Source organism: Streptomyces sp. NPDC102279 (genome assembly GCF_044766365.1).
Classification (GTDB): Bacteria; Actinomycetota; Actinomycetes; order Streptomycetales; family Streptomycetaceae; genus Streptomyces.
The window spans coordinates 96973-112011 of record NZ_JBIWLU010000004.1 but is presented as its reverse complement, the minus strand read 5'-3'; the positions used below and the strand labels follow the sequence as shown (position 1 = coordinate 112011).

12 protein-coding genes are annotated in these 15039 nt (G+C 72.0%); 5 read left to right on the top strand and 7 right to left on the bottom strand.

Features of this window, described 5'->3' with window-relative positions; translation table 11 throughout:
* Positions 1-110: 110 nt before the first annotated feature.
* Positions 111-1067 (bottom strand): GlxA family transcriptional regulator, encoded by a 957-nt coding sequence (locus ACIRQH_RS10295; RefSeq protein WP_388871985.1) that lies wholly within the window; start codon positions 1065-1067, stop codon positions 111-113.
* 223 nt (positions 1068-1290) lie between these two features.
* Here ACIRQH_RS10295 and ACIRQH_RS10290 point away from each other — a divergent pair, with 223 nt between their 5' ends.
* On the top strand, positions 1291-2463 hold the full coding sequence (locus ACIRQH_RS10290; RefSeq protein WP_388871988.1) for an amidase domain-containing protein: 1173 nt from the start codon (positions 1291-1293) through the stop codon (positions 2461-2463).
* 92 nt (positions 2464-2555) lie between these two features.
* Here ACIRQH_RS10290 and ACIRQH_RS10285 read toward each other — a convergent pair whose 3' ends face one another.
* Positions 2556-2921 carry a DoxX family protein gene (locus ACIRQH_RS10285; protein WP_358818742.1) on the bottom strand — a complete coding sequence of 122 codons (366 nt, stop codon included), beginning with the start codon at positions 2919-2921 and terminating at the stop codon, positions 2556-2558.
* Between the two features lie 108 nt (positions 2922-3029).
* Between ACIRQH_RS10285 and ACIRQH_RS10280 the strand changes: the two genes are divergently transcribed.
* Both ACIRQH_RS10280 and ACIRQH_RS10275 read left to right on the top strand, forming a co-directional pair.
* Entirely contained in the window at positions 3030-3407 is a 378-nt protein-coding gene (locus ACIRQH_RS10280) for a helix-turn-helix domain-containing protein (protein WP_355881944.1), read from the top strand.
* A 320-nt stretch (positions 3408-3727) separates the two neighbouring features.
* The gene (locus ACIRQH_RS10275) at positions 3728-4900 is read left to right on the top strand and encodes an epoxide hydrolase family protein (RefSeq protein WP_388871994.1); all 1173 of its coding nucleotides are present in this window, start codon (positions 3728-3730) and stop codon (positions 4898-4900) included.
* Between the two features lie 26 nt (positions 4901-4926).
* On the opposite strand, the gene ACIRQH_RS10270 is transcribed toward ACIRQH_RS10275, so the two are convergent.
* Positions 4927-5355, bottom strand: coding sequence for a nuclear transport factor 2 family protein (locus ACIRQH_RS10270; protein WP_404225137.1), 429 nt, complete (start codon positions 5353-5355; stop codon positions 4927-4929).
* A 161-nt stretch (positions 5356-5516) separates the two neighbouring features.
* On the opposite strand from ACIRQH_RS10270, the gene ACIRQH_RS10265 reads away from it, so the two are divergent.
* Complete coding sequence (locus tag ACIRQH_RS10265; RefSeq protein WP_404225136.1) at positions 5517-6743, top strand: cytochrome P450; 1227 nt, start codon at positions 5517-5519, stop codon at positions 6741-6743.
* Positions 6744-7022: 279 nt separating this feature from the next.
* A complete protein-coding gene (locus ACIRQH_RS10260) occupies positions 7023-10403 on the top strand; it encodes an ATP-binding protein (protein ID WP_388933120.1) in 3381 nt (1126 codons plus the stop codon).
* Positions 10404-10601: 198 nt separating this feature from the next.
* On the opposite strand, the gene ACIRQH_RS10255 is transcribed toward ACIRQH_RS10260, so the two are convergent.
* From ACIRQH_RS10255 to ACIRQH_RS10240, 4 genes are all read right to left on the bottom strand, one after another.
* Positions 10602-12989, bottom strand: a complete 2388-nt coding sequence (locus ACIRQH_RS10255; protein ID WP_404225134.1) for an ATP-binding cassette domain-containing protein — start codon at positions 12987-12989, stop codon at positions 10602-10604.
* Positions 12990-13242: 253 nt separating this feature from the next.
* The gene (locus ACIRQH_RS10250; RefSeq protein WP_404225132.1) at positions 13243-13566 is read right to left on the bottom strand and encodes a DUF6510 family protein; all 324 of its coding nucleotides are present in this window, start codon (positions 13564-13566) and stop codon (positions 13243-13245) included.
* A 1-nt stretch (position 13567) separates the two neighbouring features.
* On the bottom strand, positions 13568-14323 hold the full coding sequence (locus ACIRQH_RS10245) for a ferredoxin reductase (protein WP_404225130.1): 756 nt from the start codon (positions 14321-14323) through the stop codon (positions 13568-13570).
* Positions 14293-14892 (bottom strand): sulfite oxidase-like oxidoreductase, encoded by a 600-nt coding sequence (locus ACIRQH_RS10240; protein WP_388872014.1) that lies wholly within the window; start codon positions 14890-14892, stop codon positions 14293-14295. Before ACIRQH_RS10240 ends, ACIRQH_RS10245 begins: the two co-directional genes overlap by 31 nt.
* Positions 14893-15039 lie beyond the last annotated feature (147 nt).

The following is a 15039-nucleotide window of genomic DNA, read 5'->3' as shown; positions in this document are numbered from 1 at the left end:
ATGTCCTTCCGGTCCCTGCGGGTTCCCTCCCAGCCTCGCTCGCGCACCGCCGCCGTGACACCGGCGAGATCGCCATGGTCCGCAAGGATCGCGCCAGCGGGCGCCGTGGACTACGCGCCCTGGGTGAAGGTGCGCCGGTATTCGCTCGGACTGGTGCCCAGGATGTGCTGGAAGTGGAGCCGCAGATTGGCGCCCGTGCCCAGACCGACGCCCGCGGCGATCTGCTCGACACTCCACTGCGAACGCTCCAACAGCTCACGCGCCATGTCGATACGGGCCCGCATCACCCATTGCATCGGGGTGTAGCCGGTGTCGTCGGCGAAGCGCCGCGAGAAGGTCCGCGGCGACACCGCGGCGTGCTCCGCGAGTACGTCGAGGGAGAGGGGTTCACCGAGCCGGTGCAGCGCCCACTCGCGGGTGGCGGCGAACCGTTCGCCCAGCGGCTCGGGCACGCTGCGCGGAACGTACTGGGCCTGACCGCCGCTGCGGTAGGGAGCGGCGACCAGGCGCCGGGCCGCGTGGTTCGACGCGGCCACCCCGAGGTCGCCGCGCAGGATGTGGAGACAGAGGTCGATGCCCGAGGCGGCGCCCGCCGACGTCAGCACACTGCCCTCGTCGATGAAGAGGACGTTCTCGTCGACGTGGACGAGCGGGTGCTTCGCCGCGAGCGCCCGGGTGTAGTGCCAGTGCGTCGTGGCGCGCTTGCCGTCGAGCAGCCCCGTCGCGGCGAGCGCGAAGGCGCCCGTCGAGATGGCGGCCAGCCGCGCCCCTCGCTCGTGGGCGGCGATCAGCGCGTCGACGACCGCCCGTGGCGGATCCTCGCGGTCGGGGAACCGGTAGCCGGGGACGAAGACGATGTCCGCCCACGCGAGCGCGTCGAGCCCGTGGGCGACGTGGTACGACAGTCCGTCGCCGCCCGTCACGAGCCCGGGTTCCGCGCCGCACACCCGTACCTCGTACGGCATGCTCGCGCGGGTCGTGAACACCTGCGCGGCAATTCCGACATCGAGCGGTTTGGCCCCTTCGAGCACGAGAACGGCGACGCGATGCAGACGGCTTCCTGACACGGTGAAAGGGTACGTGGCCTGCGCTCGCGAGCCGGTCGGCCGGGCCGTTCGGCGTCCAGCACCGAGGTCGGGACACCGCTCCGGACGGGGCTGAGGCCCCAACAGCGCCGCGCTGTCCGCAGATTACGGCGATATCACATCGACAACCCCCTTCACGGGAGCCACACATGCCGTGCGAGGATGCGGCCTCCGGTATCGAATACCGGCGTAGAGGGGAACACCATTGAAATCAAGGAAACTGAGCCGTAAGCGGCAACGCGCGACCATAGTCACGGCGGCGGCCGCCTCGGTCGTCGCCGGAGCGGCACTGCTGCCCAACTGGTCCGCGGGCGCGGCGGGTGTCGCTGCCGACCCCAAGGTGGACGCGACCACGAAGGCCACCTTCCAGCGGCTGGCGGACGCGGTCTTCACCGACCGTACCGACGCCCTGGTGGACGACGGGAAGAGCAAGCGGAACACGTCGCGGTTCTCCGGCGACGTGCGTCTGTCCTCCACCCAGTCCCGCGCGGAGAAGTCCGCGCTGTCGCAGCTGGAGAGCCGCAAGGCCCGCCTGGCGACGCTGGGCGAGAAGTACCGTGCGGGCAACACGACCGTCTCGCTGGACCGCACGCAGGTGAAGGGCCGTCACGCCACCGTCACCGTCACCGAGACGACGACGCTGACGTACGACAAGACCAAGGCCACCGAGCCGAAGACCACCGGCTTCCAGGCGCACCACGAGCTGACGTTCAAGGCCGACCACCAGGGTGACTGGCAGCTGACCGGCGTCCGGGACACCGACGACGGTGTCGCGGTCAACCAGGTCGCCACCACCCCGCTCGTGGCCGCCCCGAAGACCGCCGACGACGGGCCGCCCACCGCGACCCGTTCGGCGACCACGCCGAACCCGGCGGCGAAGCCGAAGAACCTCACGGCCTCCGGCTACGACTACAAGGCCATGGCGGCGTACGCGGCCAAGTACTGGAAGACCTACAACCCGGCGTACCCGGACTTCAACGGGGAGGGTGCCGGCGGTGACTGCACCAACTTCGTCAGCCAGTCCCTGAAGGCCGGTGGCTGGAAGCACGTTCCCGGTTACACGAACGACTTCCACAACTGGTTCGGTACCGCGGACATCCAGTCGGACTCGTTCATCGGTGTCAACGAGTTCTCGTGGTTCGCGCTGTCCTCGAAGCGTGTCACCAGCCTCGCCAACGTCTACCAGCTGGACATCGGCGATGTGCTGCAGATGGACTTCAACAAGGACGGGTCCAAGGACCACAGCATGATCGTCACGTACCGCAGCCCGCAGGGTGTGCCGTACCTGTCGTACCACTCCACCAACACCTACAACAGGTCGGTGGCGAGCATCATCGCGTCGTACCCGAACGCCGCGTACTACGCCTACCGCACCTGACGGTCGGCGGACCGGGGCGGGAGTCGGCCGAGTGCCGGGCTCCCGCCCTTTTGCGTGCCGCCCGGCCCTGCCCGCGTGCGCGCGCGTGGACGTCAGAGCCAGGTGGTGCCGAGCCGGACGGCCGCCGCCGCGGCGACCAGCAGGCCGATGTTGAGTCCGATCAGCCGCGCCTCGCCGCGGGAGACGTGGACGGCGATGCCCCCGACCTGGATCAGGACGAGGCCCACCGCTGCGGCCACGGCGAGGACCGGCGCGATCCCCGTGAGGGGCGGCAGTATCAGCCCTGCCGCGCCGAGGACCTCCACCGTCCCGATCCCTCTGACCAGCGCCATGGGCACCCGGTCGACCCAGCCCATCATGGGCCTGAGCTGCTCCTGGCTCCGCACGACCTTCATGCCTCCGGCGTAGAGGTAGAACAGCGCCAGCAGCCCCGCGACGATCCAGTACGCGACGTCCATGGTGATTCCCTCGCACAATAGTTACCAGGCGTAAGTTGCCCCATGATGAGTCAGCGTCGGGGGGCTCACAAAAGGCACACGGGTGTGCGTCACGTACAGGGAGCTGTCATGTCGGAGTACGAGCACACGTGCATGATCCGCGGCGACGGCGGGCGGACGATCCGTGCCGTGCTCGACCGCATCTGCGACAAGTGGACCCTGCTGATCGTGACGACGCTGGAGCAGGGCCGGCTGCGCTTCACCGACCTGCAGCGGCAGGTCCCCGGGATCTCGCAGCGGATGCTGACGCTGACGCTGCGGAACCTGGAACGCGACGGTCTGGTGTCGAGGACGGCGTACGCGGAGGTGCCGCCCCGGGTCGAGTACGCGCTCACCCCGAACGGCGAGAGCCTCATCCCGCCGGCCCTGGCGCTGGCCGGCTGGGCCATCGAGCACATCGCGGACATCGAGGCGAGCAGGGCCGCGTACGAGGAACGAACCGGCTGATTCGCCAAGGAGGGCGGCGGCCCGACAGGCCCCGCGTCCTCGCAGCGGCGCGCGAACACCGCGTCCCGCCCCGCCGTCGTCGTCCGCATGCCCGCCGCCCGGGCACCTCAGGGCCGTCGGTGGCCCGCCGGCGCACGGACGACGGTGCGGGGCCCGTCACACGGGGATGTGCGGCGCGGAACGGGTCTGGCCCCAGGGACATATGGCGGGTGGCCCGGTGGTCGGTGGCGCCGGGCACCTGTGGGCCGGGGCGCGCGGCGCGAGGTGGCGTGGACGGGAGGTCGACGGTCCGGACCTGCCCGCTCCGTAGGATGCGCGTCATGTCTGATGTCGCGCCTCGCGCCGAGCCGTTCACTTCGCGGACAGCACCCGCCGCACTCGACGACCTCCGCGCGCGGCTGCGCGGAACGCGGTGGCCGGACGCGCCGGAGGACGCCGGTTGGGCGCTCGGCACCGACCTCGGTTATCTCCGCGAGCTCGTCGCGTACTGGGCGGACGGCTTCGACTGGCCGGCCCAGGAGGCGGCCCTCGCCCGGCTCCCCCGCTTCCGGGTCCCGCTCGGCGGCCTCGGCATCCACTTCGTGCACGCGCGGGCCGTCGCGCCGAGCGGTCCGGTGCTGCCGCTGGTGCTCAGCCACGGGTGGCCGGACTCGTTCTGGCGGTACACGAAGGTGATCCCGCTCCTCACCGATCCCGGCGCCCACGGAGCGGACCCCGCCGACGCGTTCGACGTGATCGTGCCGGACATGCCCGGCTACGGCTACTCCGACCGTCCCACCGGTGCCCCTCTCGACTCCATCGCGGTCGCCGGCCTGTGGGCCGAGTTGATGGATGTGCTGGGGTACGAACGTTTCGGCGCCGCCGGTGGTGACATCGGCAGCCACGTGAGCCGCTATCTCGCGCTCGACCACCCCGACCGGGTCGTGGCCGTCCACCGCATGGACGGGGGCCTGCCGGTGTTCGGCGGCGACCCTGGCGACCTCACGCCCGAGGAACGCGCGTGGATGGAGGGCGCGGCGGCGTGGGGCGGCTCCGAGGGCGCGTACGCCGCCATGCACCGCACGAAGCCGCAGACGGCGGCCGTCGGGCTCACCGACTCGCCGGCGGGGCTCGCCGCCTGGATCGTCGAGAAGCTGCGGGCGTGGAGCGATTGCGACGGTGACGTCGAGCGGTGCTTCACCAAGGACGAGATCCTGACGAACGTCACGCTGTACTGGCTGACGGAGACGATCGGTTCGTCGATGCGCATGTACCGCGCGAATGCCGCGATCCCGCCGGCCCAGCTCGCCCGCCGCGTCGAGGTGCCGTCCGGCTTCTCGATCTTCCCGGGCGACCTGGTCCGGCCGCCTCGCGCGTGGCTCGAACGCACGACGAACCTCGCCCGCGCCACGGAACCGTCGCGCGGCGGCCACTTCGCCCCCTTCGAGCAGCCGGAGTTGTACGCGGAGGAACTCAGGGAGTTCTTCCGCCCGTACCGCCGCCCGGCGGCCTGAAGAGACCCACCATCGGGCCGTCGCGCTCAGGCCTGCCGGTTTGGCACGTCCAGGCGCTCCGTGGGGCCGCCGAACGGCAGGTGGAGCCGCCGGGTCGCGATGAGCCACTGGCCGTCGACCCGGCGGAACGTGTCCTCGTAGTGGCCCACGTTCCCGGGCAGCCGGGGCGGCAGCAGTGTGCCCGCGGTGTAGCCGTCGACCCGGTAGGTGGCGAAGTAGGTCGTCGCGGCGGCCGCGTCGGACGAGTCGACGGTGACCAGGATGTTCGTGCACATCCTGCGTGAGAGGCGGTCCGCCGGCCGTGATCCGAAGTAGGCGAGCAGGGGCCCGTCGGCCAGATTGGCCACGGTGTTCCGGTATCCCAGCACATGGATCAGTCCGTGCTCGGGGTGCCGTAGCCGGCCGCCGTACAACGTGGTGCCGGAGAACTCGGCTTCGCCTGTCGAGACACACATGTGGGCAGCCTGGACGGCGCTCCCGGGCGCCCGGCGCGAACCGGTCCGTCCCCGTGATCGCCTTCGCCCCAACTCCACTGGTCCGACACACCGTTGACTGTTCGACTCGCCGGATGGTCCGTACGCTCGGGGTGACCCCGGAGTCCAGTTCGAGGAGATCCATGTCCACGGCACGGCAGGCCCCCGACATCCTTTCGCCCGAGTTCGCCGCGAACCCGTATCAGGCCTACCGGCTGATGCGGGAGGAGGAGCCGCTGATCTGGCACGAGGCGATGCAGAGTTACGTCGTCTCGCGGTACGCGGATGTCGAGCGGGTCTTCAAGGACAAGAAGGCCGAGTTCACGACCGACAACTACAACTGGCAGCTGGAGCCGGTGCACGGCCGGACGATCCTTCAGCTGAGCGGGCGGGAACACGCCGTGCGGCGGGCGCTGGTGGCGCCGGCCTTCCGGGGCAGCGACCTCCAGGAGAAGTTCCTGCCGGTCATCGAGCGCAACTCGCGCGAGCTCATCGACGCCTTCCGGCACTCCGGTTCCGCGGACCTCGTCAGCGACTACGCCACCCGTCTCCCGGTCAACGTGATCGCCGACATGCTGGGCCTGGACAAGGCCGACCACACCCGCTTCCACGGCTGGTACACGGCCGTCATCGCGTTCCTCGGCAACCTCGCGGGCGATCCCGAGGTGACGGCGGCGGGCGAGCGCACCCGGGTGGAGTTCGCCGAGTACATGATCCCGGTGATCCGCGAGCGGCGCGGGAACCCGGGTGACGATCTGCTGTCCGTGCTGTGCGCCGCGGAGGTGGACGGTGTGCGGATGAGCGACGAGGACATCAAGGCGTTCTGCAGTCTGCTGCTGGCGGCCGGCGGCGAGACCACCGACAAGGCGATCGCGAGCGTCTTCGCCAACCTGCTCCGGCATCCCGACCAGTTGGCGGCCGTCCGGGCGGACCGCTCCCTCATCGCCGCCGCCTTCGCCGAGACCCTCCGCTACACCCCTCCGGTCCACATGATCATGCGGCAGTCCGCCACGGAGGTGGAGGTCTCCGGAGGGGTCATCCCGGCCGGCGCCACCGTGACATGCCTGATCGGCTCCGCCAACCGTGACGGGGACCGCTACCGCGACCCCGAGCGCTTCGACATCTTCCGCGACGACCTGACCACGACGAGCGCGTTCACCGCCGCCGCGGACCATCTCGCCTTCGCCCTCGGGCGGCACTTCTGCGTGGGGGCGCTCCTCGCCAAGGCGGAGGTCGAGACCGGCGTGAACCAGCTCCTCGACGCCCTGCCCGGCCTCCGCCTCGCCGACGGCTTCCACCCGGCCGAGCACGGCGTCTTCACCCGGGGCCCGCGATCGCTGCCGGTGCTCTTCGACCCGGTGGCCGGGTAGCACGGACGGCAGGGCTCCGGGTCGGCGCGGCCGGAGCCCTGACCGGGCTGAACCGGAACGGTGCCGGGGCGGCGGCCGGCCGCGGTGCCCCAACTCCCTTCAGCCGTGGGGGGGACGGGAACGAGACCGCGGATCCCGTCCCGGCAGGGCGAGAACACCGGGCGGACGAAGGCCGACCACGACGGCCCCGCACGGGGCGCCACCAGCACGATCGCCCCTGAGCCGTCACCCGGGGTACCTGCACACGTCGCGTGTCGCGGCGTCTAGAGTGACGCGCTCATGGGTGAGCACTACACGAACCAGCCGCCTGGCCACCCCGCCGAGGGGTCGGCCGGCACTCCCCCGTTGCTGCGTCTGCACCTTTTCAGCGGTTTTCGCGTCACACGTGACGGCGGGCCGGCGCTCGCGGAGCGCTGGCCGCGGCCCAGCGCGCAGGCTCTGGTGAAGCTCCTCGCCGTCGCCCCCGGGCACAGCCTGCACCGTGAGCAGGCGACGGAGGTCTGCTGGCCCGACGCCGATCCCCAGCAGGCCCTGGGGAGCCTGAGGGTCGCCCTGCACGCCGCCCGCCGCGCCCTCGAACCCGAACTCGCCCCCCGTACGGCCTCCTCCTACCTCGTCTCCGACGGCGCTCTCCTGCGCCTCGACCCCGAGACCGTGTGGATCGACACGGACCACGCCGAGCGGCTGGCCGAGGACGCGCTGCGCACGCCGAGCGCTTCCGGTCTGGCCGCCGCCCTGGACGTGTTCACCGGGGAGCTCCTGCCCGAGGACCGCTACGCGGACTGGGCCCAGGTGCTGCGTGAACGGCTCGCCGGACTGCGTGACCGACTGCGCCTCGCGTTGGCCCAGGCGCTCCTCGACGACGGCGCGGCCGAGGAGGCCGCGGCCACGGCGCGCCAGGTCCTCGACGACCATCCCGCCGAGGAACGTGCCCACCAGCTCCTGATGCGGGCCAGCCTGCGGCAGGGACTGCGCCGTCAGGCGATACGCCAGTTCCACGCCTGCCGGCAGGCGCTGGACGGCGAGCTCGGCATCCGTCCGGGACCCGTGACCGAGCAGCTGCACCTCCAGGCGCTCGACACGGACAGCCCCGCGGGGCCCGGCACCGCACCCGGAGGGGGCTTTCTGTCGCCCGCCGCCCTGCGCGGTCCCGCACCCGCCCCGCTGCGCGGACGCGGCCGGGCGCTCGACGCCCTGCTGCGGCCGGGTGGGCCGCCGGTACGGCTGATCGGCGGGGAGGCGGGGCTGGGCAAGACGCGGCTCGCTCTCGAAGCGGCACGGCAGGCCTTCGCCTCCGGGACGGCCGTTCTGTGGGGTGCGGGCCATGACGCCGAGGGGCACACCCCGTTCGGCGCGTTCGTCGAAGCGCTCGACGGATGGCTGGCGGAGCGGCCGCCCGCCGAACGGGCACGGACCGGCACCGAACATCCCGAACTGGCCGTGCTGCTCCCCTCGCTGGGTCAGGTGGGCGCGGTCGCCGAGCGCAGCCCGGAGGAGGAGCGCGAGCGGCTGTTCCGTTCGACGGCCGCGATGCTCCACGATCTCGCCGCGAGCGCGCCGGTGCTCATCGTCCTGGACGACCTGCACGCCGCCGACGTGGGATCCTGGCAGCTCCTCAGTCATCTGGCCCGGCGCGCGGCGACCGCACACGCCGACTGGCGCTTCCTCGTGACCTACCGGTCCGAGGAACTCGCGGAGTTCGACCCCCGGCTGACCGTCCTGGACACCCTCGTACGCCAGCGGCTCGCCGAGCACGTCGGCCTGGAGCGGCTGACGCGCGCCGACTGTCTCGCCCTCGCCGCCGACAGCCTCGGCCTGCCGCCCGGGCACGAGCCGCCCGAACGCGTATGGGAACTGTCCCTGGGCAACCCGCTGTTCGCCCTCGAACTCGCCTCGGCCCCCGACGACACCGAACGCCAAACACCGCAAGGCGTAAGGCAGTTGGTCGCCGAGCGGCTGGCGCGGCTCGGTCCCGCGGCACGCCGCGTGGTGGAGGCCGTCGCGGCTGCGGGTGGCGACGCGGCGCTCTCGGACGTCCTCGACGTCGCGAGCGGTGGTCTGCATCCGCCGCTGTCCCCCGCGGAGGCCACGGCGGGAGCCGACGCGGCCATCGCGGCGTCCGTCCTCGCCGAACGCGACGTGGTGACCGACGGCCAGGGCGCACCCGGGCTCGCCTTCCGGCACCCGCTGATCCGGCTCACCTGCTACGAACGCCTGTCGGCCGCCCGTCGCCGGCTGCTGCACTCCGCGTATGCCGAGACCGTGCTGCGGCGCAGGCCGGAAGCCGTGGACACCCTCGCCGTCCATCTGACGCTGGCCGACGACCCGCGTGCGACCGGCTTCCTGCGCCGGGCGGCGGAACGCGCCGCCGCGCTGTGCGCCAACGACGCGGCCGACCACTACTACGTGCAGCTGACGGAGCGGCTCGACTCCGCGGCCGCCGAAGCAGCCTGGATCAGGATCGACCGGGCCGCCGTGCTGCGCCGCATGGCCCGCTACGACGACGCGGCCCTGATCCTGCGGGAGGCCCTGGAGGACATGCGGCGGCGCGGGGACGGCGACGGCCGGGTGCTGGCGGCGGCGCGGCTGGCCGAGGTTCTCGCCAAGTCGCGTTCGGCGGCGGAGGGGTTCGCCTTCCTCGACGCCTCACCGCCCGCTCCGGGGGCGGCCGCCGACGCCGCGGCGGCCCATCACCTGAGCCGGTCCGTCCTGTGCTTCGTGACCGGGCGCTACCCGGACGCGGTCGAGGCGGCGCGCTCCGCGCACGAGGCCGCCCAGCGGGTGACCGGGCCGGAACGGCGGGGGCTGCTGGCCCGGGCACTCACCGCGCAGGCCACCGCCCTCGCCCTGGCGGGCCGGTTCAGTGACGCGCGGCCGGTGGCCGACGAGGCGCTGCCGCACGCGGAGGCGTTCGGCGATCCGCAGGTGCTGGCGTCGGTCCTCTCGGTCCTGCGGGAGCACGCCCGCCGCTCCGGGCGGCTGCGGGAGGCCACCCTGACCGGCCATCGTGCGCTCGAACTCGCCGAGCGCTCCGGCGATCCGACCGCGGCGGCCTTCGAGCGCGCGAACCTCGCCGAGCTGCATCTGCTGCTCGAAGAGCCGGGGACGGCGGCCGCGCTGGCCGAGGCCGCCGTGGAGGACGACCGTCAGCAGGGAGCCGCCACCTGGTCGACGGCCTACGCGCTGGCCGCCCTCGCCCGTGTCCGGATGCGGTCGGACGCCGGCGCCGCGCCGTCCGCGGAGGAGCTGCTCGCCCGGGCCGCGGACGCGGCGAACGGGCAGGGCGATCAGCAGGCGCTGCACGAGGTGCGGCTGGCACGGGCCGAACTGCATCTGCGGCGACGCCGTCCCGAGGAGGCCCTGGCACTCCTGACCGAGCCCGACGCGGATACCACGGGGGCTGCCCCGCTGACCGCATGGGCACGGCTGGGAGCGGGGGACCGCCGGGGCGCCGCGGAGCTCGCGGCCCGTGAGACGGCCCGCGCGTCCGAGGCCGGCGAGCGGCTGGCCGAGGCGGACGCCCGTATCGCCCATGCGGCTGCGCTCACCGCCCTCGGCCACGTCTCCGAAGCCCATCGGGCCTTCGACACGGCGGAGTTGCTGTCGGCGGGGCTCCCCTACCCCGCCGGGAGGGAACTGGTGAATCGCATTCGCCCGTGAACGTCCTCAATGGCCCACTTCTCAGGCCGCTGTTGAGGTGCTTGAATGCTCGGAATCTCGGTAACCACCCGATTTCGTCACCTGCTTGCTGTCCCGGGACCCCGGATGGCGAGGGCCTCCTCTTCGTGCTCCGCAGAGTTCCGGAGGAGACCTGCCCGGGCCCGGCAGTGAGCTGCCGGACCCGGGCACGCCCTTCGTTCACCCGCCGACGTAGGCGGCCAGGTGTTCGCCGGTGAGGGTGGAGCGCGCGGCGACGAGGTCGGCCGGGGTGCCTTCGAAGACGAGGCGGCCGCCGTCGTGACCGGCGCCGGGTCCGAGGTCGATGATCCAGTCGGCGTGCGCCATCACGGCCTGGTGGTGCTCGACGACGATGACCGACTTGCCGGAGTCGACGAGCCGGTCGAGCAGCGCGAGCAACTGCTCGACGTCGGCGAGGTGCAGTCCCGTGGTCGGCTCGTCGAGCACGTACACGCCGCCCTTGTCTGCCATGTGCGTGGCCAGTTTGAGGCGTTGCCGTTCGCCGCCCGAGAGGGTGGTGAGCGGCTGGCCGAGCGTGAGGTAGCCGAGCCCGACGTCGGAGAGCCGGGTGAGGACGCGCTGCGCCGCGGGGGTGGCCGCCTCGCCCGCGCCGAAGAACTCCTCGGCCTCGTCCACGGACATCGCGAGCACCTCGCTGATGTCACGGCCGCCCAGGTGGTACTCCAGCACCGAGGGCTGGTACCGCTTGCCCTCGCAGTCCTCGCAGGGGCTGGCCACACCGGCCATCATCGCCAGGTCGGTGTAGATGACGCCGGCGCCGTTGCACGTGGGGCAGGCGCCCTCGGAGTTGGCGCTGAAGAGGGCCGGTTTCACGCCGTTGACCTTCGCGAACGCCTTGCGGATCGGGTCGAGCAGCCCGGTGTACGTGGCCGGGTTGCTCCGCCGCGAACCGCGGATCGGGCTCTGGTCGATGGACACGACTCCTTCGCCCGCCGGGATCGACCCGTGGACGAGCGAGCTCTTGCCGGAGCCCGCGACACCCGTGACGACGACCAGTACTCCGAGCGGGACGTCCACGTCGACGTCCCGCAGGTTGTTCGCGGACGCGCCGCGGATCTCCAGCGTGCCGGTGCGCTCCCGCGGGGTCTCCTTGACGGACGCCCGGTCGTCGAAGTGACGGCCGGTGACGGTGTCCGCGGTCCGCAGTCCCTCGACGGTGCCCTCGAAACAGACGGCGCCGCCCCCGGTTCCGGCGCCGGGCCCGAGGTCGACGACATGGTCGGCGATCGCGATCGTCTCGGGCTTGTGCTCGACGACGAGCACCGTGTTGCCCTTGTCGCGCAGGCGCAGCAGCAGTTCGTTCATGCGCTGGATGTCGTGGGGGTGCAGACCCGCCGTGGGCTCGTCGAAGACGTAGGTGACGTCGGTGAGGGAGGAGCCGAGGTGGCGGATCATCTTGACGCGCTGTGCCTCGCCGCCGGAGAGGGTGCCGGCCGGACGGTCGAGCGCGAGGTAGCCGAGGCCGATCTCCACGAACGAGTCGAGGGTGTGCTGGAGGGCGGTGAGCAGCGGCGCCACCGACGGCTCCTTGAGACCGCGGACCCAGTCGGCGAGGTCGCTGATCTGCATCGCGCACGCGTCGGCGATGCTGATCCGCTTGATCTTCGACGCCCGGGCGCCCTCGCTGAGCCGGGTTCCGTCGCACTCGGGACAGGTGGCGAAGGTGACCGCGCGGTCGACGAAGGCCCGCATGTGCGGCTGCATCGCCTCCTTGTCCTTGGAGAGCATCGACTTCTGCACGCGGGGGACCAGCCCCTCGTACGTCATGTTGATGCCGGCGATCTTCATCCGGGTCGCCTCGTGGTGGAGGAAGTCGTTCAGTTCCTTCTTGGTGTACTTGCTGATCGGCTTGTCCGGGTCGACGAAGCCCGACTCCTTGTAGAGCCGCATGTTCCAGCCGTCCGAGCCGTACCCGGGGATGGTGATCGCGCCCTCGTTGAGGGACTTGGAGTCGTCGTAGAGCTGGGTGAGGTCGATGTCGGAGACGGTGCCGCGGCCCTCGCAGCGCGGGCACATGCCGCCGGTGCGGTTGAAGGTGGCCTTGACGGCCTTCTTGTTGCCGCGTTCGACGGTGATGGCGCCGCTCGCACGGACCGAGGGGACGTTGAAGGCGTACGCGCTCGGCGGGCCGATGTGCGGCGTGCCGAGCCTGCTGAAGAGGATGCGCAGCATCGCGTTGGCGTCGGTGGCGGTGCCGACCGTGGACCGGGGGTCGGCACCCATCCGCTGCTGGTCGACGATGATCGCGGTGGTGAGTCCTTCGAGGACGTCGACCTCGGGCCGGGCGAGCGTCGGCATGAAGCCCTGTACGAAGGCGCTGTAGGTCTCGTTGATGAGGCGCTGCGACTCCGCGGCGATGGTGTTGAACACCAGCGAGCTCTTGCCGGAGCCGGACACCCCGGTGAAGACGGTCAGGCGGCGTTTCGGGATCTCGATGCTGACGTCTTTGAGGTTGTTCTCCCGCGCGCCCAGCACGCGGATCAGATCGTGACTGTCGGCACCGTGCGGCGCAGACGGCTGCGGGTCCGTCCTCGTGGCCTTGCTCATCGTCTCTCCATCTCTCGGGCGGGCCGCCTGCGCGGTCTCCGTCGGCATCGCCTGGCTCGATCCAACCAGCTTCGGCGGCGATGCCGGGCATGGTTGCGTCGGCTCCGTCCGCGGGGGCGCGGCCGGGACCTCCGTCCACCACCCTGACGAAGCCGGCGCGCGCGATGTGACGACGCTCAAAGAGCAGCGTCGGGCGAGGCCCGACGCTGTGCGCTTCCCGGATCCTGACGACCGTCGACGGCGGCAGCGGATCCTATGGCGTGTCGGGGAGAGTGTCGGGCAGGGCGATGCGCAGGCTGACGGTTCCGCGCAGGTCCAGCCAGGCGGTGCCGGGGCCTCGGACGAGCCGGAGCACGACGTGGGCACAGTCCGGGCAGCGGGCGATCAGCCCGGGCCCGCGGCCGTAGACCCGCAGCCGGGCCACGGGTCCCGCGCTGCCGCAGCCGGTGCAGGTGGCGACCGCCGCGGTCAGGTCGACGGCGAACACCTCCGAGAGGGGACCGGCCAGGACGTTGCCGTCCTCGTGGGCGTCGTCGTCGTAGGCGTCGTACGGTGCGTCGATGGGGAGCGTGGTCATGTCAGCCTCCGCTGGGACCGAAGCGTTCGGTGCGGACGAGTCCGGGGGCGTGGCCGAGCCCGACCAGCTGGTCGGCCGTGTACTCGACGAAGCCGGTGGGACCGCAGACGTAGACGGTCGGCTCGAAGTCGGGCGGCCACCCGGCCGCCACGAGGTCCTCGGCGCGCAGCCGGCCGGGCGGGCGCCGCGAACCCTCGGGGGCGGTGCGGGTGTAGACGTAGGCCACGTCCAACCCGGGGTCGGTGTGCCGCAGTTCGTCCTGGTAGAGCCGGTCCTGCGGGGTGCGCACCGAGTAGATGAGCCGGAACGGCGACCGGCCGCCGACGGCACGGCGTGCGCGGATCATCGCCATCAGCGGGACGAGTCCGGAGCCGCCGGCGACCAGGAGCACGGGCTCGGTCTGCTCCGGGCGCCACACGAACCAGCCGCCGACCGGCCCGCGCAGCTCCACGGCGTCACCGGCACCGAACACGTCGACGAGGTACGGCGACACCTCCCCGTCCGTGACGCGCTCGACCGTCAGCTCGACCCGCTCCTCGCCCGGTGCGGAGGCGATCGAGTAGCTGCGCTGGGTGCTGTAGCCGTCGGCGGCCGTCAGCCGCACGTCCACGTGCTGCCCGGCGAGGTGCCCGGGCCAGCCGGGGACGTCCAGGAGCAGGGTGCTCGCGGCCGGTGTCTCCGGCCGCCGCTCCGTGAGCGTGGCCGCCCGCCAGCGCAGCCTGTCGCCTAGTCGCCTTGGTACCGCTGTTCGCGCCATGGGTCTCCGTAGTCGTGGTAGCCGGCGCTCTCCCAGAACCCCGGTTCGTCGTCCAGGAGGAGCTGGATCCCGCGCACCCACTTGGCCGACTTCCACAGGTAGAGGTGCGGCACCAGCAGCCGCGCCGGGCCGCCGTGCTCGGGCGGCACGTCCTCGCCGTCGTAGCCGTAGGCGATCCATGCCTGTCCGTCGAGCAGGTCCTCCAGGGGGAGGTTGGTGGTGTAGCCCCCGTAGGCGTGGACCAGGGCGAACTCCGCGGCCGTCTCGACGTTCGCGAGCAGCAGGTCCAGCGAGACGCCCTGCCAGTGGGTGTCGAACTTGGACCACTTGGTGACGCAGTGGAGATCCACGGTCGGCCGCTCGGAGGCGAGCCCCATCAGGTCCGTCCAGGACCAGGTGTGCTCGGTGCCGGTCTCGGTGGTCACGGTGAACTGCCAGGTGTCGCGGCTGACCCGGGGTGTGGGTCCGGCGGACAGCACCGGGAAGTCGTAGGCCTCGTACTGTCCGGGTGGCAGCCGCCCGTCGGAGGATCTCGGCCGTCCCCGGAAGCCGGGTGAAAAGGTCACCACAGTGCCACGCCCTTCCTGTCCGGGATGCGCACTCGTCGATTCTCCCGCGCCCGGCCGACGTCCGCACGGTCGGCGGGTCCGCGGAGACGCGAGGACCGCTTGCCGGGTGGCGGCGTGTGGACGGATCCGGTCTGGGGCGAGAATCAG

Coding starts and splice junctions, on each gene's coding strand:
- ACIRQH_RS10285 (WP_358818742.1), bottom strand. CDS start 2,921: ATGGACGTCGCGTACTGGATCGTCGCGGGGCTGCTGGCGCTGTTCTAC.
- ACIRQH_RS10280 (WP_355881944.1), top strand. CDS start 3,030: ATGTCGGAGTACGAGCACACGTGCATGATCCGCGGCGACGGCGGGCGG.
- ACIRQH_RS10275 (WP_388871994.1), top strand. CDS start 3,728: ATGTCTGATGTCGCGCCTCGCGCCGAGCCGTTCACTTCGCGGACAGCA.
- ACIRQH_RS10270 (WP_404225137.1), bottom strand. CDS start 5,355: ATGTGTGTCTCGACAGGCGAAGCCGAGTTCTCCGGCACCACGTTGTAC.
- ACIRQH_RS10265 (WP_404225136.1), top strand. CDS start 5,517: ATGTCCACGGCACGGCAGGCCCCCGACATCCTTTCGCCCGAGTTCGCC.
- ACIRQH_RS10260 (WP_388933120.1), top strand. CDS start 7,023: ATGGGTGAGCACTACACGAACCAGCCGCCTGGCCACCCCGCCGAGGGG.
- ACIRQH_RS10255 (WP_404225134.1), bottom strand. CDS start 12,989: ATGAGCAAGGCCACGAGGACGGACCCGCAGCCGTCTGCGCCGCACGGT.
- ACIRQH_RS10250 (WP_404225132.1), bottom strand. CDS start 13,566: ATGACCACGCTCCCCATCGACGCACCGTACGACGCCTACGACGACGAC.
- ACIRQH_RS10245 (WP_404225130.1), bottom strand. CDS start 14,323: ATGGCGCGAACAGCGGTACCAAGGCGACTAGGCGACAGGCTGCGCTGG.